Annotated in this window: 14 protein-coding genes; 13 read left to right on the top strand and 1 reads right to left on the bottom strand. The window is 54.7% G+C overall.

Features of this window, described 5'->3' with window-relative positions:
- Positions 1-9 precede the first annotated feature (9 nt).
- The 9 genes from glgB (at position 10) to hemW (ending at position 16,274) form a co-directional block, all read left to right on the top strand.
- Positions 10-1,902 (top strand): 1,4-alpha-glucan branching protein GlgB, encoded by a 1,893-nt coding sequence (gene glgB, locus A0U42_RS00735; protein WP_065359480.1) that lies wholly within the window; start codon positions 10-12, stop codon positions 1,900-1,902.
- A 199-nt stretch (positions 1,903-2,101) separates the two neighbouring features.
- Positions 2,102-3,538: a glycogen synthase GlgA gene (glgA, locus tag A0U42_RS00730; protein ID WP_065359479.1), complete on the top strand. Its 1,437-nt coding sequence runs from the start codon at positions 2,102-2,104 to the stop codon at positions 3,536-3,538.
- A 50-nt stretch (positions 3,539-3,588) separates the two neighbouring features.
- Positions 3,589-6,999, top strand: coding sequence for a 4-alpha-glucanotransferase (gene malQ / locus A0U42_RS00725; protein ID WP_255304066.1), 3,411 nt, complete (start codon positions 3,589-3,591; stop codon positions 6,997-6,999).
- A 106-nt stretch (positions 7,000-7,105) separates the two neighbouring features.
- A complete protein-coding gene (locus tag A0U42_RS00720; protein WP_065359478.1) occupies positions 7,106-8,767 on the top strand; it encodes an ATP-dependent endonuclease in 1,662 nt (553 codons plus the stop codon).
- A gap of 96 nt (positions 8,768-8,863) precedes the next feature.
- Positions 8,864-10,996 (top strand): DNA topoisomerase III, encoded by a 2,133-nt coding sequence (locus A0U42_RS00715; protein WP_065359477.1) that lies wholly within the window; start codon positions 8,864-8,866, stop codon positions 10,994-10,996.
- A 110-nt stretch (positions 10,997-11,106) separates the two neighbouring features.
- Positions 11,107-12,249, top strand: coding sequence for a cysteine desulfurase family protein (locus tag A0U42_RS00710; protein ID WP_065359476.1), 1,143 nt, complete (start codon positions 11,107-11,109; stop codon positions 12,247-12,249).
- 2 nt (positions 12,250-12,251) lie between these two features.
- On the top strand, positions 12,252-13,331 hold the full coding sequence (mnmA, locus tag A0U42_RS00705; RefSeq protein ID WP_065359475.1) for a tRNA 2-thiouridine(34) synthase MnmA: 1,080 nt from the start codon (positions 12,252-12,254) through the stop codon (positions 13,329-13,331).
- 19 nt (positions 13,332-13,350) lie between these two features.
- Complete coding sequence (lepA, locus tag A0U42_RS00700; RefSeq protein WP_065359474.1) at positions 13,351-15,153, top strand: translation elongation factor 4; 1,803 nt, start codon at positions 13,351-13,353, stop codon at positions 15,151-15,153.
- On the top strand, positions 15,153-16,274 hold the full coding sequence (gene hemW / locus A0U42_RS00695; protein ID WP_065359473.1) for a radical SAM family heme chaperone HemW: 1,122 nt from the start codon (positions 15,153-15,155) through the stop codon (positions 16,272-16,274). Before lepA ends, hemW begins: the two co-directional genes overlap by 1 nt.
- Before the next feature lie 104 nt (positions 16,275-16,378).
- Here hemW and A0U42_RS00690 read toward each other — a convergent pair whose 3' ends face one another.
- Positions 16,379-17,305, bottom strand: coding sequence for a helix-turn-helix domain-containing protein (locus A0U42_RS00690; protein ID WP_065359472.1), 927 nt, complete (start codon positions 17,303-17,305; stop codon positions 16,379-16,381).
- 135 nt (positions 17,306-17,440) lie between these two features.
- Between A0U42_RS00690 and A0U42_RS00685 the strand changes: the two genes are divergently transcribed.
- The 4 genes from A0U42_RS00685 to A0U42_RS00670 all read left to right on the top strand — a co-directional run bounded on the left by A0U42_RS00685 (position 17,441) and on the right by A0U42_RS00670 (position 20,644).
- The gene (locus A0U42_RS00685; protein WP_141669481.1) at positions 17,441-17,686 is read left to right on the top strand and encodes a hypothetical protein; all 246 of its coding nucleotides are present in this window, start codon (positions 17,441-17,443) and stop codon (positions 17,684-17,686) included.
- A 238-nt stretch (positions 17,687-17,924) separates the two neighbouring features.
- Positions 17,925-18,104, top strand: coding sequence for a 30S ribosomal protein S21 (gene rpsU / locus A0U42_RS00680; RefSeq protein ID WP_020311403.1), 180 nt, complete (start codon positions 17,925-17,927; stop codon positions 18,102-18,104).
- Between the two features lie 25 nt (positions 18,105-18,129).
- Positions 18,130-18,579: a GatB/YqeY domain-containing protein gene (locus tag A0U42_RS00675; protein WP_044503977.1), complete on the top strand. Its 450-nt coding sequence runs from the start codon at positions 18,130-18,132 to the stop codon at positions 18,577-18,579.
- A 163-nt stretch (positions 18,580-18,742) separates the two neighbouring features.
- On the top strand, positions 18,743-20,644 hold the full coding sequence (locus A0U42_RS00670) for a glutamine synthetase (RefSeq protein ID WP_044503976.1): 1,902 nt from the start codon (positions 18,743-18,745) through the stop codon (positions 20,642-20,644).
- Positions 20,645-20,827 lie beyond the last annotated feature (183 nt).

Here is a 20,827-nt window from a genome sequence, read left to right as displayed (position 1 = left end):
GGATATGCGATGAAACTCAGTGCAATCGACGAATACAGTACCTTCTTGTATCACCAGGGTACGAATTATGCCAGCTATCGACTGTTCGGCGCTCACTTTACAGGGTGGCGCCGGAAATCCTGCGTGCGTTTTGCCCTTTGGGCACCGCATGCACAGAAGGTCAGTGTCGTCGGTGACTTCAACCATTGGGATGACGATGCCAATCCGATGGAACGAAGCAGCCAAGGCAATGGCATTTGGGTCGCATATATAGAAGGCCTTAAAGAAGGCGATATTTATAAATACGCCATTACGACGGCGTCTGGAGAACGCATCTTAAAGAGCGACCCTTACGCTTTCTGGTCGGAAGTACGGCCTCATACGGCATCGAAACTGACCAAGCTCCACTATACCTGGCACGATAAGAAATGGATGGATAGCCGTGAGGCTTACGATTCGTATCGTAAACCGATGCTGACTTATGAAGTCCATCTCGGCTCGTGGCGGCGCGGCGAAGACGGCGGCATGCTGACTTACCGCGATATCGCCGAAGAGCTGGTCGCTTACGTAAAAGACATGCATTATACCCATATCGAGCTCATGCCGCTGTGTGAATATCCCTTTGACGGTTCCTGGGGCTATCAGGGAACGGGTTATTTTTCAGCGACCAGCCGCTATGGCACGCCGGAAGATTTTATGTATCTCATCGACCACTGCCACCGAAACGGCATCGGCGTCATCCTCGACTGGGTGCCGGGCCACTTTTGCCGCGACGCCCACGGCCTGCGCCACTTCGACGGAGAACCGTGCTACGAATCGGGAAATCCGATTTTGGCGGAAAACAAGGAATGGGATACGATGAACTTCGACTATGGCCGGACGGAAGTCCAGTCCTTCCTCATTTCCAGCGCCCTCTTTTGGCTGAGCCAGTTCCATATCGACGGCCTTCGCATCGACGCCGTGGCCAATATGCTGTATCTCGACTACGGCCATCCCGACGGAGAATGGCAGGCCAATAAGTACGGCGGCCGGGAAAATTTGGAAGCCATCGACTTTTTGCGCCATCTCAATGCGGCCGTCTTTAAAGAATTTCCTCAGGCCCTCATGATCGCCGAAGAATCGTCGGCTTGGCCCCTTGTCACCAAACCGGTCGACGTCGGCGGCTTGGGCTTCAATTATAAGTGGAACATGGGCTGGATGAACGATATGCTGCGCTATATGTCCATGGATCCCTTGTTCCGCAAGGACAATCACAATCTCATTACCTTTTCCTTGTGCTACGCCTTTTCGGAAAACTTCATCCTGCCCTTGTCGCACGATGAAGTCGTCCACGGCAAACACTCGCTCCTGGATAAGATGCCCGGCGATTATTGGCAGAAATTTGCCGGCCTTCGAGCCTTCTACGGCTACTGGATGGCCCATCCCGGCAAGAAACTCTTGTTCATGGGCAGTGAATTCGGCCAGTTCATCGAATGGAAGTACGATGACAGCCTCGACTGGCACCTCTTGAATTACCCCATGCATTCGGCTATGCATGACTACGTGCGCCAACTGAACGGGTACTACGTCGACCATCCGGAATTGTGGGAAGAGGACTGCGACTGGTCGGGCTTTTCCTGGATCAGCTGCGATGACAACGACAACAGCGTCATTGCCTTCTTCCGGACGAGCAAAGACGAAACCGATTCGACCGTCGTCATCTGCAACTTTACGCCTGTCGTCCGCCATTCGTACCGCATCGGCGTTCCCGTCAAGGGCGATTACGTCGAAGTCTTTAACAGCGATGCCGAAGCCTTTGGCGGGTCGAACGTCCTCAATGAAGGCGTTTTTGCCGCTCAGGATGTACCCATGCACGGCATGGACCAGTCCATCGAATTGACCCTGCCGCCGTTGGCGACGATTTATCTGCGCCGAAAGGGCTGAGAGGCACAGAAACCGGACTGCGAAGAAGAACAGCTGAATGGCTGAGAAAGAAGGCAAAGGCATGAGAAAGGGAACACGCCGGCATCAAACGAGACGGCGGGTATCAGTAACACATCCATCACCATCTATAGAACGCCGTGCCCAAGCAACGCGAGAAGCGGCGCGGACGACATCAGACCGTAAAAGGGAGGGACAGACGATGAAGGTATTATTTGTGGCTTCAGAAGCAGTGCCATTTATTAAAACTGGCGGCTTAGCCGATGTCATGGGGGCCTTGCCGAAGGCATTAGCCCAAAAAGGCGTGGACGTCCGGCTGGTCATTCCGAAATACAGCGGCATTGCCGATGCTGTCAAAGAAAAGATGAAGACCGTCGTGACCGGTACGGTCAACTTGTCTTGGCGCCAGCTCTATTACGGCGTCGAAGCGGTAGAACAAGACGGGGTGACCGTCTATTTTATCGACAACGAATGGTATTTCAAGCGGGACAATCTCTATGGCTACGGCGATGACGCCGAACGGTTTGCTTATTTCTGCCGCGCCGTTTTGACCATGCTGCCCGCCGTTGGCTTTAAGCCCGATATCATCCACTGCAACGACTGGCATACAGGGCTCATGGGCGTCTTCCTCAAAGAAGACTTCCGCCACGACGACTTTTATAAGGATATGAAGCTGGTCTATACCATCCATAACCTGAAGTATCAGGGCATCTATCCGCCGTCGATTATGCGCGACATCATCGGCCTGCCGCAGGAACTCTTTGATAAGGGCAATCTCGAATGCGACGGCTGCGTAAACTACATGAAGTCCGGCCTGGTCTATGCCGACCGGGTTACGACGGTCAGCCCGACGTACGCTCAGGAAATCACCTATCCCTACTTCGGGGAAGGCCTGGACGGCTATATCCGGGCTAACAGCGGCAAAGTGTCGGGCATTTTGAATGGTCTCGACGTCGATGCTTACAATCCGGAAACGGATCCGTACATCAAAAAGCAGTACTCTGTCGATACGGCCCGGGCGGACAAACGGGAAAATAAAGACGCCCTGCGTGCTGAACTCGGCCTTCGTATCAAACGCGGCGTACCCCTCATCGCTATGGTCACGCGCCTCGTCGAAGACAAGGGCCTGGACCTTGTCATGCGGATCATGGATGAACTCGTCGATGACGAAGTCCAGCTGGTCCTGGTCGGGACCGGCGATGCCGGCTATGAAGATGCCTTCCGGGAACTGGCTTACCGCCATCCCAACAAGGTCTCGGCCAATATCATGTTCAATGAAGCCCTGGCTCATAAGGTCTACGCCGCGTCGGATATGTTCCTCATGCCGTCGCGCTATGAACCGTGCGGTCTCAGCCAGCTCATCGCCCTGCGCTACGGATCCATTCCTATCGTCCGGGAAACGGGAGGACTCAAGGATACGGTACAGCCCTTCGATAAGTACAGCAAACAGGGCAACGGCCTGACCTTCCCGAATTTCAATGCCCACGAACTCTTGTTTACGACGAAACGGGCTCTCGGTTATTATGAAGACGATTCTCTTTGGGATCAGCTGGTCCGCAACGCCATGACCAGCGATTACAGCTGGAACCAATCGGCTGACGCCTATATAAGTTTATATGAAAGTGTACTGCAGCTGTAAGGGGCTCAGTATCGGGTCCCCCGTCGGGTATGCGCGACGGGGGATTCTTGATGAAGAAGAAAGGATTTTCTATGGACTTACGACTGTATCACAACTCTCATGATTTTTATTATCGGTCTGCCTTCGGTGCCGTCCCGTCGGGAAGCCGGCTCATCCTGCGCCTGGGAGCTTCGGGACAGGGGGAGAATTGCCGGGCTGAGGTGCGCCTGTGGCAGAGTAACGTCGGTGAATCGCATCTCTCCATGACTTATGAGGACCAGGCCTTTAAAGCCGTCGTGCCCATTCCCGATAAGGGCTGCCTCTTATGGTATTACTTCATCGTAAGCGACGGAGATACGACGCGTTATTACGGGAATAATTACGAACAGCTCGGCGGGGAAGGGGCCGTCTATGAAGCGGCGCCGCCGGCCTATCAGATTACGGTCTACGACAAAGAGGCCCATACGCCGGACTGGTTTAAGCATGCCATCGTCTATCAGATTTTCCCTGACCGCTTCTATCGCAGCGGCGACGGGGAAAACCTTTGGGGCAAAGAAGGGGCCGTTATTCACAGTAATTGGTATGATAAGCCTTACTACTGCAAGCGGGAAGGCGTCGGCGACATCGTTTATTATGACTTTTTCGGCGGCAATATCAAGGGCATTCAGGAGAAACTGCCTTATTTAAAAGAATTGGGCATTACGGCCATTTACCTCAATCCCATCTTTGAAAGTTCGAGCAACCACCGCTACGGCACGGCCGATTATTTCCGCGTCGATCCCATGCTGGGGACCAATGAAGAATTTGCCGCCTTTTGTAAAGCTGCCAAAGAGGCCGGCATGGCCGTCATCCTCGACGGCGTTTTCAGCCATACCGGGGCCGACAGTATCTACTTCAACCGCTTCGGCCATTATCCCGGCGTCGGCGCTTACCAATCGAAGGAATCGCCGTACTACGAATGGTTCCGATTCACCAACTATCCCGATGAATACGAATCGTGGTGGGGCGTGTCGGACCTGCCCGACGTCGAGGAAACGACGCCGTCGTACATGGATTTCATCATTAACAAGAAAGAAAGCGTCCTCAAATACTGGCTCAATCAGGGCATCCGCGGCTGGCGCCTCGATGTCATCGACGAGCTGCCCGTTCCTTTCTTGCGGCAGTTCTATAAGACCTTGAAAGAAGAAAACCCCGACGCCGTCCTCATCGGCGAAGTCTGGGAAGACGCGTCGAATAAGGTCAGCTACAGCGAGCAGCGGGAATACCTCTCGGGCTACGACATCGACAGCGCCATGAACTACGCCCAAAGGGCCTTGATGGTGGATTTTGGCACCGGAGCCAAAGAGGCACGGCGCATGAATGATGAATTGACCCGCCTTCGGGAAAATTATCCGCCGGAAAATTTCTATGCCATGCTCAACCTCATCAGCAGCCATGACATCGAACGGATCTTGACCGTCCTGAGTGCCGCCGGCGGCACTGACGTAGAAGATGTCGAAACGACGGCCAAGAAGCGGTTGAAACTCTTGACGACGTGGCAGATGACCATGCCCGGTGCACCCTGTATCTATTACGGTGATGAAGCCGGCCTCACCGGCGGTAAGGACCCGGACAACCGCCGGACCTACCCCTGGGGACGGGAAGACTGGGATATTCTCGGTTGGACCAAGGCTTTGACGCGTTTGCGGACGGCTCATGATGCTTTACAGACGGGCCGTTTCATCCCGCTCTACGCCGACGGCGACGTCTACGCCTTTGCCAGGCTCATCGAAGGCGGCCGCGACGTCTTTGGGAAACCGGCAGAAGACGGGCTGTTCATCGTCGCCATGAACCGGAATCCGTCGGCGCTTCGGACCATCAGCCTGTATACCGACGGATTGGCTTACGGCAAGTTTACCAATGCCCTGAATAAGCGGATGGAACCGGAAGTAACCTTGAACAGCCGCCTGACCCTGACCCTGCCGCCCTTAGAGGCTGTCATCTTACAGGCCGGTGAGGCCAAAAAGAAACGCAGCGGCGTCCTCCTTCACCCGACGTCCCTTCCGGCAGCTGTCGGAAAGGGCGTCTTAGGGACGGCGGCGTATCGCTTCGTCGACTTCCTTAAGACGGCCGGTCAATCGGTGTGGCAGATCCTGCCCCTGATGCCGCCCTTGGCCGGCGATTCGCCGTATCTCTCGGAATCGGCCTTTGCCGGCAACGAATCCCTCATTTCTTTAGAACGACTGTGTGACTGGGGCTGGTTGAAAAAAGACGTCGTTGCCGATTTCATCGCTATGGGGAAAGGCTTGCCGCCATCGGAGGTGGCGGCCGAAAAGGCCCGCATCTTATGGAATCTGTCTCACGATAAGGACCTCGTCATTTCCTGGCAGCCCTTCCGGGACTTCTGTGAGGCCAATGCCTACTGGCTCGACGACTACGCCTTGTTCCGCAGTATCCGTGATTTCTTTAAGGGCCGTCCTTGGACGGAATGGCCCGATGACATCCGCTGCCACGATGCCGCAGCCCTTACGCGGTATGCAAAGGAACTCTCAGCCACCGTATCCCATGTCAAATTCATGCAGTACATCTTCGACCGTCAGTGGCACGAGCTTCGGGAGTATGCCAAAGAAAACGGCATCACCATCCTCGGCGACCTGCCCATGTTCGTTGCCCATGACAGTGCCGACTGCTGGGCTCATCAGGATCAGTTCGACCTCGATGAAGACGGACGGCCCGTATCGGTCGCCGGCGTACCGCCTGACTACTTCAGTGCCGACGGCCAGCTTTGGGGCAATCCCTTGTATGATTACGAAGCCATGGCCGCCGACGGCTATCAGTGGTGGACCGACCGTTTCCGCCGCATGAAAGACCTCTTCGATGAACTGCGGGTCGATCATTTCCGGGGCTTTGCCGCCTACTGGGCCGTCCCTCAGGGCGCCCCGACGGCAAAAGACGGTGCCTGGAAAGAAGGGCCGGGCCTCGATTTGTTCCGCGCCGTCTATCAAAAACTGGGCCGACTGAACCTGGTTGCCGAAGATTTAGGCGTCATTACCGATGACGTCTGCGCCTTAAAAGACGCCCTTGATCTCCCGGGTATGAAGGTATTCCAGTTCCACCTTAAAGACCGTTCCGACGGCATTCGAGCCTTCGATACGGAACCGAACTGCATCGCCTATACGGGGACCCACGACAACAATACGATTCGGGGATGGTATGAACAGGAACTTTCTGAAAGCGAACAGCTTCATATTCGCCGCATGCTGGACCTTTCTGACGACGTCTCGCCGGAAGAGCTGGTACAGGCCGTCATCGCCTACACCTACCGCCGCCGGGCTGAAACGGTCATCGTGCCCATGCAGGATCTGTTGGCCCTCCCGGCAGAAGCTCGGATGAACGTTCCCGGCGTCGCCGACGGCAACTGGCAGTGGCAGATGAAGGAAGGCCAGACGACCTTTGATTTGGCTCGCCGATTGGCGAAACTTTGCCGTAAAAGCGGTCGCTAAGTCTCCTTGCCGAAATGGAATAACGCGCTGTCTCTCAAAAGAAGGGAGCAGCGCGTTTTTTGTCGAATACCTATAGTAAGGATATCCGGAAAAAGGAGGAATCGTTGTGTATATCACGCACATGCGCATTCAAAATTATCGAAACTTACAAGATGTCGACATGACCTTTCATGAAAAGGCAAACTATATCGTCGGGGAAAATGCCATCGGCAAGAGCGGTCTCCTGCGCCTTTTGGCATATATGAGCGACGGCCGCAACGTCGACGAAGACGATTACGCCAATCCGTCACAGCCCATCATCATCACCATGGGGCTTCATCTCCTCGAGAGCGACAAGGAGTACTTTGCCGATAAACCCGATGAACATCGCCAAGACCTGCGCATCCGCATGGAAATGCATATCAGCGATATGTATCCCCATCTCTACCTCGACGATACGGGGGAAGAGCTGCCCTTAGAATTGATCCGCCGCCTGCGCTACGTGTCCTATTCGGCGACCATTCCCGAAGAGCAGCGGGTGGCTCCGCGAATCTATCGGGCCTTAGAGCAGAAGCTCTCGGCTTGGGGAGAGGAGCATTGGGACGGTTTGTCAGAAGATGCCCGGGCCTTTATCCATCATGAAGTGGCCGTCGGCAGCCTCGATTCTTCCTACTTCGTCAATATCTTCCTCTTGTCGAAGCTTTTGTGCCGCACGGATCGGCCCCGGGCGGACAATATGAAATTCATTTCCCTGGCGGCGCTCTGCGTCATTACCCATGTCTACCAAATGTCCCTCAGCCGGGCCGTGCCCATGGAACACAACCTCATCGTCGATGAAAAAGGAAGGCGGTACCTGCCGCTCATCATCTCCATCGACGAGCCTGAAATCCACTTGCATCCGTATATGCAGCGGTCGGTCCTCCATTATTATCAGCAGCTTCTCCAGAACGAAGATCCCCAGTTCTGCCGGATCCTCAAGGATCTGTTCAACATCGACGGACTGCGGGGGCAGCTGTTTATCGTCACTCATTCGACGGATTCCCTCATCGACGACTATCGCAACATCATCCGCCTGTACCGCGATAAGCAGGGGATGGTCAAGGCCGCCTGTGGCTCTTGTTTCCATTTCAGCGAAGAAATTGAAAAACACCTGATCATGCACTTCCCGGAAGTCAAGGCGGCCCTCTATTCGCGAAGCGCCCTCATCGTCGAAGGCGAAACGGAGTACGGCTGCTTCCAGCAGTTCGGCGTGACCTTAAACATACCCTTTGACTACTACGGCATCTGTCTCATCAACGCCCGCGGTGAAAGCTCTATTTCTAAGATCAAAGCCCTTTTGGAATACTTCAAGATTCCTGTCGCAGCCTTGTATGACGCCGACGTCAAGGCGGCCCACAAGGGGGAACGCGGTGTCTATTTTACTCATGAAATCTGTTTTGAAATGGATTTGGCCAAGACCCTCCTCGACAGGGGACGGCGCCGCGATTTGGACCGCATCATCAACACGGCCTGCGGCGACCACGCCAGGGCTACGACGGACATGATCAAAAAGGCCTGCCGTAAGCTGGATATCAATTACCATGACTATCCGGCACGCCGGTTGTGGAACGTCAACCCCCGCAATAAGCGGGCCCTGTACGTCTACTATTTTGCCTGGCTGTACAGCAATAAAGGCGTCATTCTCGGACGCCTCCTCGGCCAATCCCTTGAAAAAGACGATATTCCGCCGGCCTTTGCCAATGTCATTACCGCCGTCGGACAATTAGCCAAAGTAACCCAAGCCGTATAGGCCTGGGTTGCTTTTTGTGCCGATGGTACCCTGTAAAGAAACCTCAAAATATGGTATGCTATAAGGTACAGTCTATTGCAGAAAGAGAGATGTGGTATGAAACTTTTTATTGCCGAAAAACCGAGTATGGCCCGGGAACTGGCTAAGTGCCTGCCTGAACCTCATCGGCGGGGAAACGGCTGTATCCGTACGGGAGGCGGCATCGTCACCTGGGCTTACGGCCACGTCCTGCAGCAGGCCGAACCTCAAGACTACGACCCAAAATATAAACGCTGGAAGGCGGAAGATTTACCCATCATTCCGACGGAATGGAAACTCCTCATCAGTCCGGCCAGCAAGGAGCAGTTCCATATCATTGAAGGCCTCATTTCAAGTCCCGATGTCGATGCCATCGTCAATGCCGGTGACCCTGACCGGGAAGGGCAGCTGCTCATCGACGAGATCCTCGACTACGTGGGAAACGAAAAGCCTGTCGAGCGCATCCTCCTCAACGCCCTCGATGAAAAGAGCATCCATGAATCCTTAGGCGATCTTCGCAGCAACGGCGACTTCGTCCACTTGAAGGATTCGGCCTTAGCTCGGAGCCGGGCCGACTGGCTCATCGGTATGAACCTGTCCCGAGCCTATACCTTGTCGGCTCGTCGTCAAGGCCATCGCGTCGTCTTTCCCATCGGAAGAGTCAAGACGCCGACCTTAGCCCTCGTCGTCCGCCGCCAGCGGGAACTCGACGATTTCGTGCCGGTCACGTATTACGTCGTGAAAGCCGATTTTGAGCATAAAAACGGACTTATCCGCGCTCAGTGGCAGCCGAAGGATACCCAGGCCGGCCTCGATTCCGAAGGGCGCTGTATCAAGGAAGAAGCGGCGAAGGATATCTTATCCCGCTTAGCTGCCGATCCCGACGGAACGATCGTCGAGAATAAGAAGTCTAAGAAGAAAGAACCCCAGCGTCTGCCCTTATCCTTGTCGTCCCTTCAGGTCCTGGCCGGCAAGCGCTACGGCTACACGCCGCAGCAGGTCCTCGACACGGCCCAGACCTTGTACGAACGGAAGCTTACGACCTATCCCCGTTCGGACTGTGAATACCTGCCCCTCAATCAGCGTAAAGACGTGCCTCGCATCTTAGCGAATATCGCAGCCATCCCGGCCGGGAAGCTTCCCGAATGGGCGGCCGGGGCTGACGGCAAGATCAAGAGTCGGGCTTGGAACGACAGCAAGATCACGGCCCATCATGCCATCATCCCGACGACCGTTCCTTGTCCCTTCGACAAATTGACTGCCGTCCAGCAGCGCATCTATTACCTCATCGCCCAGGCTTATCTGGCCCAGTTCTATCCCATCCACGAATACGACCAGACGCGGATTACTATCGACTGCGCCGACGAGACCTTCGTCGCCCACGGCAAGGCCGTTACCGTTCTTGGCTGGAAAGCCCTTTATCAGAGCGACAAGAATGAAGACGACGAAGAAAAGGGAGAACTTCCCGTCGTCCGCAAGGGCGATGCCGTCCATTACCGAAACGGCCAGGTTGACAAGAAGGCCACCAAGCCGCCGCCGCGGTTTACGCCGTCGACCTTATTGGCGGCCATGAAGGAGATTTATAAGTACGTCAAAGACGACAGCCTGAAGAAGAAGTTGAAAGAAGTTCAAGGTATCGGCACGGAAGCGACGCGGGCGACGATCATTCAAGAATTGATTCAGCGCAAATTCTTGACGGCCGAAGGGAAAAAGAAATACCTCAAGCCGACGGATAACGCCTATCTCCTCGTCGACGCCCTGCCCGACGAAATGCTCTATCCCGATGAAACGGCCATTTGGGAAGAACGGCTTTATCAGATGAGCCTCGGGAAGGACAACCTCGAAGCCTTCCTCCGCGACCAGCTCGATTTTCTGAAAGCCTTGGTCACGGCTGCCGGCGGCGTCGTCATGAAAGCCGAAGGCGCCAAGGCCTGTCCGGAATGCGGCAGCCCCATGGTCAAGCGCCACGGTAAGTACGGCGACTTCTACGGTTGCAGCAACTACCCTAAGTGCCGCCATACGGAACCCATTGCCGGAGAAGGTAAGGGAGGGGAGGGCAAACCATCGCCTTATCCTTGCCCGCGCTGTAAAAAAGGAACCTTCCAGAAAAGAAACGGTCCTTACGGAGTCTTTTGGGTCTGCAGCGGCGAGACCTGCAACACCAAGTGTGCCGACGTCGACGGCGTGCCCAGCCTCTACGCCAAGTCCTGATGACGGCCATATGTCAAAAGGACGGATATACAAAAGGGCCGCCCTATGGTATTATAAAGATTAAGCTATTTTTCATAGCTTTTTTGTCAATATAGGAGTACGTAATATAAATGAAACGCATTTATTTAGATAATGCCGCAGCGACGCCTATGGACCGGGAAGTCCTGGACGCCATGATGCCGTATCTGACGACATCTTACGGCAATCCGTCGAGCCTCCATTACTTTGGTCAACAAGCTCGGGCTGCCGTTCAGAAGGCACGCGGTCAAGTCGCACACTGCCTCGGCGTCAGCGGCGAAGACCTGGTTTTTACCAGCGGCGGAACAGAAGCGGATAACCTGGCTGTTTTAGGCTATCTGCGGGCCAATTTTCCCAAGGGCGGCCACGTCATTACGACGGACGTCGAACACCATGCCGTCCTGAGAACTTTCCAGGCCCTGGAAGAAAAGGGCTATGACGTGACCTACGTCCCCGTCAATGGAGACGGCTGCGTCTCAGCAGACGATGTGGAAGCTGCCATGAGGGACGATACGGCCCTCATTTCGGTCATGTACGCCAACAATGAAACGGGCATGATCCAGCCCATTGCTGCCATCGGAGCCCTGGCCAGGGAAAAAGGCGTTGCCTTTCATGTCGATGCTGTTCAGGCCTTCGGCTATCTGCCCGTCCGGCCTATGGAAGAAAATATCGACATGCTCACCGTCTGTAGCCATAAGATTTATGGCCCTAAGGGCGTCGGTGCCTTGTATATCCGCCACGGCCTAAAGGTGACAGCCGAAGCCTACGGCGGTCCTCAGGAACACCGCCTGCGGGCAGGGACCGAAAACGTCGCCGCCATCGTCGGTTTCGGCGAGGCAGCGGCCTTACTTGAAAAAGAACGGGAAGATCGGGCCAAAGCCGCCCGGGTTTTGACCGACATCGTCTATGACAAGCTCATTCAAGGCGACGATCGGTTCCGCTTAAACGGCAATCGCCGTCAGGTTCTGCCCAATATCATCGACTTCAGCGTCGATGGGGTGGACAGCGCTATTTTACTCATCGCCCTCGATTTACAGGGCATTGCCGTATCGGCCGGGTCGGCCTGCGAAGCCGGTGCCGTCGAAGCGTCCCACGTCCTACAGGCCATGGGCGTCGAAGAAAAGTGGCTGCGCAGCAGCATCCGCCTGTCCGTCGGCAAAGACAATACGAAAGAAGATATTGAATACGCCGTGTCCCGGATCCGGGACGCCGTGACGACCAGTAGAGGAGATTAAACATGAAACGAGTCGCAGTAGCTATGAGCGGCGGCGTCGACAGCTCGGTTACAGCCGGCCTTTTAAAGCAGCAGGGCTATGATGTTATCGGCATTACCCTGCGCCTGTGGGAAGAAGACCCGGCCTGCACTATCGACAACGTCCACGCCTGCTGTTCCCTCAGTTCCGTCGACGACGCTAAAGCCGTCGCTTCGGTCCTGGGCATTCCCCATTATACCTTGGATTTCCGCGAATTATTCCGCCGCGATGTCATCGACTATTTCGTCGATTCCTATCGCCGGGGCAAGACGCCCAATCCTTGCATTGCCTGCAATAAATTTATTAAATTCGGCCTGCTCTGGGAAAAAGCCAAGCAGTTTGGCGCCGATTTTCTGGCCACCGGCCATTACGCCCGTCTGGCAAAAGACGAACAGACGGGAATCTATTCGCTCTTACGCGGTACAGACCGCCGCAAAGATCAGTCCTACGTCCTCTATCAGCTGACCCAGGACATCTTGCCGCACCTCCTGTTTCCCATGGCCGATCTCGAGAAGGCCGATACGCGGAAACTGGCCAAAGAGTGGAATCTTCCGGTCTTCAATAAGCCCGAAAGTCAGGATATTTGCTTCATTCCCGACAACGACTACAAGGGCTTTTTGGAAAAGGAACAGGAGGATATCTTTAAGCCCGGCGACTTCGTCGATGAATCGGGCCGCGTCATCGGCCGCCATCAGGGCATTGCCGCCTATACCGTCGGCCAGCGGCGGGGACTCAACCTCGGTGGTCCCGGCGGTCCCTACTATGTCACGGCCTTAGACGTCGAACATAATCGGGTCATCGTCGGTTCAGAAAAGGACCTGTTTTCAAAGACCGTCGAAGCCAGCGAAGCAACCTGGGTCGAACAGGTGCCGACAGCGCCCTTCCGGGCCCTCGGCAAGATACGCTATGCGGCTAACGAATCGCCCTGCACGGTCTATCCTGACGGCGACGACATGCGCGTCGAGTTCGATGAAGCCCAGCGTGCCGTTACGGCCGGCCAGGCCCTCGTGCTCTACGATGAAGAAACAGGGGAACGCGTCCTCGGCGGCGGCGTCATCCAATAAGAAAGAGGGGAAACATACGGTGTCCACAGATCATATCAGAAACTTTTCAATCATTGCTCATATCGACCACGGCAAGTCTACCTTGGCCGACCGGATGCTGGAAATGACCGGCACTGTGCCCGAACGGGAAATGGAAGCCCAGTTACTCGACACGATGGACCTTGAACGAGAACGAGGCATTACTATCAAAGCGCAGTCGGCCCGCCTCATTTATGATGCCAAAGACGGCAAACAGTACACGCTGAACCTCATCGACACGCCGGGGCACGTCGACTTCAACTACGAAGTATCGCGAAGCCTGGCCGCCTGCGAAGGGGCCCTGCTCATCGTCGACGCTACCCAGGGCGTCGAAGCCCAGACCTTGGCCAACGTGTACCTTGCCTTGGAACATGACTTAGAGATCATCCCCATCATCAATAAGGTCGACCTGCCTAGTGCCGACCCGGACCGGGTCTGCAAGGAAATCGAAGACGTCATCGGCCTCGATGCCTCCGACGCTATCATGATCAGCGCCAAGACGGGCCTCGGCGTCGACCAGGTCCTGGAAGCCATTGTCCAGCGCATTCCCGCACCGGCCGATGAAGAAGATAAGCCCTTGCGGGCCCTCATCTTCGACTCTCACTTCGATGCCTATAAGGGGGCTATTGCCAACATCCGCATCATGGAAGGCAGCTTAAAGCCGGGCCAGCGGATCCGCATGATGGCTTCGGGAAAAGAATTTGAAGTCATCGAAACGGGCGTCTTCCTGCCTCAGATGCATCCCGTGCCGTCTCTCGGTTGCGGCAGCGTCGGTTATTTGGCAGCCAGCATGAAGAACGTCCGCGACTGCCGCGTCGGCGACACGGTTACCTTGGCCGAACGGCCGGCAGCCGAAGCCTTGCCGGGCTATCGACGGGCCGTGCCCATGGTCTACTGCGGCCTCTACCCGGTCGAAACGAACGACTACGACAACCTGCGCGACGCCTTGGAAAAACTCCATCTCAACGACGCGGCATTGCTCTTTGAACCGGAAACGTCGTCGGCCTTAGGCTTCGGCTTCCGCTGCGGCTTCTTGGGCCTCCTCCATATGGACGTCGTCCGCGAACGGTTGGAACGGGAATACGACCTGTCCCTGATCACGACGGCGCCGTCGGTTATTTACCGCGTCTACTGCACGGACGGGACGATGGTCGAAGTCGATAACCCGTCGCAGATGCCCGATATGACCAAGGTCGACCACATCGAAGAACCCTTGGTCAAGACGACGATCATCATCCCTAAGGACATGGTCGGTACGGTCATGGAAATTTCCCAGAGCCGCCGCGGCCAGTACGTCACCATGGACTACCTCGACGACACGCGCGTCTCCCTGGTCTACAACCTGCCCCTGTGCGAAATCCTTTACGACTACTTCGACGTCTTGAAGTCGGCGACCCGCGGCTATGCCTCCCTCGACTATGAGCTCAACGGCTATCAGTCGTCGCCTATGGTCAAGATGGACATCCTCATCAACGGCGACGTCGTCGACGCCTTGAGTGTCATCGTCCACCGCGACTTTGCCGCCCGCCGCGGCCGGGCCCTGGTCGAAAAGCTGCGCAGCCTCATTCCGCGCCAGCTCTTCCAGATCCCCGTCCAGGCAGCCGTCGGCAATAAGATCATCGCCCGCGAAAACGTAGCGGCCTTGCGTAAAGACGTTTTGGCCAAATGCTACGGCGGCGATATTTCCCGTAAGCGCAAGCTCCTTGAAAAACAGAAGGAAGGCAAGAAGCGGATGAAACAGTTCGGCACCGTCGAAATTCCTCAGGAAGCCTTCATGGCCGTCCTCAAAGTCGACGAATCGTAATGCTCGGCATCTACGTTCACATTCCCTTTTGCCGGCATAAATGTTTGTACTGCGATTTTCCTTCGTACAGCGGCCTCGAACGCTATCTGGAAGGATATGTTCCGGCCCTCTGCCGGGACATTGCGGCCACGCCTTATGCCGGGAAGTCCGTCGATACGATTTATATCGGCGGCGGTACGCCGTCCATTCTTTACGCAAAGGCCGTGGGAGATATCCTTCGGCAGCTGCGGCAGACCTTCGAGGTTACGACGGAGGCTGAAATTACGATCGAAGCCAACCCGGAAAGCCTCGACGGGGAAAAGGCGGCAGCCTACGTTTCTTACGGCATCAACCGTTTGAGTCTCGGTATCCAGTCCTTTTCTGACCGGATGCTGTCCTTCTTGGGCCGCATTCACACGGCCAAAGAAGGGGAGAACGCTTTATACGCGGCCTGGGACGCCGGCATCCGCAACCTGTCTATCGATCTGATGTACGGCCTGCCGGGCCAAACCGTCGAGGACGTCCGGCGCGATGTTCAGCGCTTGGGAGACCTTCCCGTGGATCACGCTTCGATTTACAGCCTCATCGTCGAAGACGGGACGCCTTTGAAACACGGCCTTTCTAAGGGCCTTTGGACACTTCCCGATGACGAGGTTGTCGAAGCCATGGGCCAGGCCGTCCACCATCAGATGCACGACCTGGGATTCCACCACTATGAAATTTCAAGTTATGCAAAAGGGCCTTTTGAATCGAAACACAACCGCAAGTACTGGATCTATGAGCCCTACATCGGCTTTGGCGTGTCAGCCCACTCCTTTGACGGTACGGCCCGCTGGGCCAACATGGCCAATATCCCTCAGTATATCGAAAGGGCCGGGAAGGGGAGCGTCGAAGGCGAACGCGTCCTTATCGATGCCAAGCGAGCCGTCGAGGACTACTGCTTCTTAGCCCTGCGCCGCCGCGTCGGCATCGATAAAGAGGACTATGAGCGCCGTTTCGGGCAGCCCATCGAAGCCGATTTCGGTCCCGTCATCGACGGCCTCATGGGCCAAGGCCTCTTGGAAGAACAGGGATCCCGGATCCGCCTTAGCGATAAGGGGCTGGCCTACGGTAATTACGTCTTTGGCAAGTTCATCCGCTGAACTTTTTACGCGGATACCCCCTAACCCGTGATAGGCAAAAATAAACCGTCAGGAATCGATGTTCCTGACGGTTTTCTGTATCTTCTCTGATGTCGGTTCAGCGCTCATTCGCTTCGGCCCGAATCTGTGCTTCGGCTTTCGCCGTGTTTTTTTCGGTATTCTCGAGGCGTATAGGCATAAAAGCGCTTAAAGGTCTTGGCAAAGTGGCTCTGACTGTCGAAGCCGCAGGCGGCGGCGATGGCGGCAATGCTCTTAGTCGGCTTCGTCAAGAGCTGGTCGGCGCCCTGCATGATCCGGTATTTTAAGACGTATTGGATGGGTGACAACTGGATCGTCTTTTGAAAGCAGTGCAGGCATTCACGCTGGCTGATTGCGGCGGCGTCGGCAATATCGGTGACGGTGAGGGGGTCTTCGAAGTGGGTGTGGATATAGGTTAACATCTTTTTGATCCGTTCTTCGTCAAGACTTTGCATCTCTGAAGGGGCATCTCCGTCGGGGCGGAATTGATCGTACAGAAAGAGACAGATTTGTGACAGTTCTTCTCGGACGGTAAATTCAAAGCCTGACGGTTCGTCCGTCATGGCTTTAAAAGCGGTGCGGAAGCGGCGAGCTGTCGTGTCGTCTTGGCTTCCCCGGCAGTAAAAGGCCGAAAAGGCCGGACAGGTGAGGAGGGGACGAATATACTTCACCCATAGAATCGAGTCGTCACTGCCGGAAATCAGCGACGGACTGAAGACAAAGGAGCGCAGGTCGCATTCCGGATCGGCCAGGGCCGCATGAAGGGTATTGCCGTTGACGGCCAATATATCGCCGGCGGTCAGATGGAACGTGTGAGCCGGGACCTTTGCGGTCATTTTCCCGCCTGCGATGTAGATGATTTCCAGTTCATCGTGCCAGTGCCAGGGGACGTTATCGCCTATTTCCTGCCGGTAATGGACGGTGTAGCCGGCACAGGGGAAGGCTGCGTTTCCGTGGGGTTTTATTTCTTGCGACCGATCGTCGACCGGGATAGAACAGTCTGTCAATATCATGGGGACACCTCTTTGTTTGGCTGTTTTATTATAGTATACGGCTGAATTTTCGTTGTATCAAGACCTGCATGACGGTATTCTTATAATAGAGAAGGGAAGAAACCACACGGCCGCGATGCGGCGAAGGAGGTCTTGATGATGGTATTAAAATTTTACTTCATTCCCAACATGGAAACCTTTACGGCTCTCGTCGCCGCCAGCCGGGGATCGGTCCTGGTCCGGCGGGATGAAGCGTTTCAAAGCCTTAAAGGTGATGGCGACGCCTTGTCCTTTATAAAGGAGAGAACCGCGCGGGGCCGCGGCGTAGAAATTCGTTTGAGTGATACGCGGGATTACTTTTCCTTCGTCCGCTTCATGGTCGGGGCTTGTCTTTACAATTGACAGAATATACGTGCTGTAACGGATAAATGTACGATGATAAAACACAATTTTCATAGCGAAAAGTTTTATTCGATCCGGGGCCGATGCAGGTGAAAGCCGACTCCAAGGGCGTTGACAAAGTTATGATAAATCGTATCAGAACCTCATAAGTTATTGACAAACAGCCATAATCTGAGTATAATTTCATTGTGTGCAGTAACAGCACTCCCTATCATACCTTGGAGGGAGGGATAACAGAATGGCAGAAATCAGAGTTGGTAAAAACGAAACGTTAGACAGCGCTCTTCGCCGCTTCAAACGTTCTTGCCAAAAGGCTGGTGTTCTTTCCGAAGTTCGGAAACGTGAACACTACGAAAAACCGAGTGTACGGAGAAAGAAAAAGTCCGAAGCAGCACGGAAACGGAAGTACAGAGCATAATCGTTAATGTAAGAAGGGTGATACCATGTCTCTTAAGAACGAACTTCTTCAGGACATGAAAGAGGCAATGAAAGCCAAAGAAGCCGGTAAGACGGCTTTGTCCGTTATTCGTATGGTCCGTTCGGCCATCCGCAACGCGGAAATCGACGGCGGTCATTGCGAACTCGACGATGCCGGTGTCGGCGCCGTCATTGCCAAAGAAATGAAACAACGCAGGGAGTCATTAGCTGAATTCGAAAAAGCCGGCCGTGCCGACTTAGTCGAAGAAACGAAGGCTGAAATGGCCGTACTGGAAAAGTACATGCCGAAGCAGCTGACGGAAGATGAAGTCCGCCAAATCGTCACCGATACCATTAAAGGCCAGGAAGGCCTTCAGATGGGGGCTGTCATGAAGCTCGTCATGCCGAAAGTGCAGGGACGGACCGATGGCAAGGTTGTTTCACAGATTGTTCGAGAAATTTTACAACATCGTTGATTGCCATAGATTCCTTAAAAAATCTATTGACAAATAGACTAAATGATTGTATTATTTTAACATGATTTGAAAACAAAATAAATCATGAAACAAGAGTCAAGGAAGACTCCGAATCCCGACTGTGGGATCGGAGTCTTTTTTTTCACCTAAAGGAGGAGTCATAATGACAAAAGATGAGTTGGTATACGTAATTCCGGCAGGTCAGTATGGTAAAGAAGGGGTGCTGGCTTTATTGGAACAGCATCCGGAAATCAAATTCGTATCCCTCGTAGGCATCGATTTGGCAGGCAATGATACGGACGAAAAGATTCCTATCAGCGTCTTCTTCGATGACTACGATAAATTCTTCAATGCGACGGCATTCCAGACCGATGGTTCGTCCGTCGTCCTGCCGGGCATCGCCATCTTGTCCAATGCCCGCGTCGACATCAAAGCCGACCCGTCGGTCAGCTGGTTCGTCGACTACAACGACGACAACATCGACCCGGAAACGGGAAAACCGGTCGGCACCCTGCGTATTCCCAGCTTCCTTCGTCATGCCACGGGCTACATCGATTCCCGGTCGATCCTCCGCAACACCTGCGACTACGTCAGCGACCAGGTCTTGGCGCTGGTCAAACAGTATGGCCTGCCCGGTACGTCGGTCAATGTCGATGACATCGAAAAAATCGTCCTCACGACGGCGACGGAACTGGAATTCTGGGTCAAGACGCCGAGCCAGGATGTAGCGACGCGCCTCTTGTCGGCTTCGCAGAAATTGCAGGAACAGTATTGGCAGCGCACGCACGGCGTCGTTCGTACGGCTCTTGAACAGACCATCGAACGCCTCGAAAAATACGGTCTCGAACCGGAAATGGGCCATAAGGAAGTCGGCGGCGTCAAAGCCCAGATCGACGATTCCGGTAAATTGACCTTCGTCCTCGAACAGCTCGAAGTCGACTGGAAATTTGCCAACGACCCGGTCCAGACGGCAGATAATGAAATCGCAGCCCGTATCATCGTCCGCGAAGTATTCCGTGAAAACGGCCTTGAAGTCACCTTCCAGGCAAAACCGATTCACGGCGTTGCCGGTTCCGGTGAACATACGCACTTCGGCATCGGGGCCATCATGAAGAACGGCAAATTCGTCAACCTCTTCAACCCGTCTGATATGAAGAGCGACTTCCTGTCCGTCGTCGGTTACGGCGCCATCATGGGCATGCTCAAACACTACGAAGTCATGAACCCCTTCGTTTCGGCAACGACAGATTCCCTGAACCGCTTGAAACCGGGTTTTGAAGCCCCTGTTTGCATCGTAACGGCCCTCGGCGGTGATCGTCCGGACGTCCAGACCCGTAACCGTTCGGTCCTCATCGGCCTCATCCGCAACATCGCAAGCCCGGCGGCTACACGGTTCGAACTCCGTTCTCCGAACCCCTTCACCAATACCTACATTGCCATCGCCATGGGCTATTTGGCCGCCCTCGACGGCATCAAATATGCTCTCTCCAGTGGTAAGAACGGCGAAGCCCTCCTGGCTGAACTGTCCAAGAAGCCCGGCGAAGATGCAGATTATCTTGAAAAAGACCGGGCTTATCGCTCGGAAGTCGACGTCTTTGAAAACTTCACCAGTGAAGAACGGGATGCCATGTTCGGCAAGGCACCGCGGACGGTCTGGGAAAACTTCAAGGCCCTCGACCTCCATCCGGATAAAGTAGATACCCTGGCCTGCGACGCTTTCCAGAAGCGTATCATGGAATCGTTCCGCCTCGGCGCCCTCAACCGCTGGGCCCTCGAACTCCAGTACCGCCTCATTCCGGAAAACCTCTCCAAGGTCATCGCTGCCAAACAGCTCCATGCCGACGGCGACAGCAATGCCCTTGAAGTCGAACGCTGGACCAAAATCAACGCCCTGCGTACGGAACTGGGCCGCGATACGGAAAAGAGCCTGTCCATTTTCTCGAAGATCAAAGAAGCCCTGGCTGCCAAAGACTACGATACGGCTTCCAATCTCATGGTCGAAATGAGTGATAAGATGGATCTTCTGACCGATATGTACTACGAATATTCGTATAACGCTTTCTAAACCCAGTTGATAAAGTTTTAGCTATATAGAAATGAGCTGCTCCGCACATGCGGGCAGCTCATTTTTGGTTCTATAATAAATGTTGGGGTCTTGTGGACACTCCGGTTCACAAGACCCCTTGTTTTATATAAAATAAGACATATCCAACACTGCCAGTTAGCTCAACCACCACGAAGAACTGAA

The sequence above is a fragment of the Megasphaera sp. DISK 18 genome (assembly GCF_001682955.1).
Lineage (GTDB): Bacteria > Bacillota > Negativicutes > Veillonellales > Megasphaeraceae > Megasphaera > Megasphaera massiliensis.
The sequence above is the reverse complement of the archived record's forward strand: the minus strand, read 5'-3'. Positions and strand labels throughout refer to the sequence as shown.

Excerpts from the sequence above, each read along its gene's own strand:
- mnmA (WP_065359475.1), top strand. The coding sequence starts at position 12,252 with ATGAAACGAGTCGCAGTAGCTATGAGCGGCGGCGTCGACAGCTCGGTT.
- A0U42_RS00690 (WP_065359472.1), bottom strand. The coding sequence starts at position 17,305 with ATGATATTGACAGACTGTTCTATCCCGGTCGACGATCGGTCGCAAGAA.
- A0U42_RS00715 (WP_065359477.1), top strand. The coding sequence starts at position 8,864 with ATGAAACTTTTTATTGCCGAAAAACCGAGTATGGCCCGGGAACTGGCT.
- A0U42_RS00710 (WP_065359476.1), top strand. The coding sequence starts at position 11,107 with ATGAAACGCATTTATTTAGATAATGCCGCAGCGACGCCTATGGACCGG.
- glgB (WP_065359480.1), top strand. The coding sequence starts at position 10 with ATGAAACTCAGTGCAATCGACGAATACAGTACCTTCTTGTATCACCAG.
- A0U42_RS00675 (WP_044503977.1), top strand. The coding sequence starts at position 18,130 with ATGTCTCTTAAGAACGAACTTCTTCAGGACATGAAAGAGGCAATGAAA.
- hemW (WP_065359473.1), top strand. The coding sequence starts at position 15,153 with ATGCTCGGCATCTACGTTCACATTCCCTTTTGCCGGCATAAATGTTTG.
- A0U42_RS00685 (WP_141669481.1), top strand. The coding sequence starts at position 17,441 with ATGATGGTATTAAAATTTTACTTCATTCCCAACATGGAAACCTTTACG.
- malQ (WP_255304066.1), top strand. The coding sequence starts at position 3,589 with ATGAAGAAGAAAGGATTTTCTATGGACTTACGACTGTATCACAACTCT.
- rpsU (WP_020311403.1), top strand. The coding sequence starts at position 17,925 with ATGGCAGAAATCAGAGTTGGTAAAAACGAAACGTTAGACAGCGCTCTT.
- A0U42_RS00670 (WP_044503976.1), top strand. The coding sequence starts at position 18,743 with ATGACAAAAGATGAGTTGGTATACGTAATTCCGGCAGGTCAGTATGGT.
- glgA (WP_065359479.1), top strand. The coding sequence starts at position 2,102 with ATGAAGGTATTATTTGTGGCTTCAGAAGCAGTGCCATTTATTAAAACT.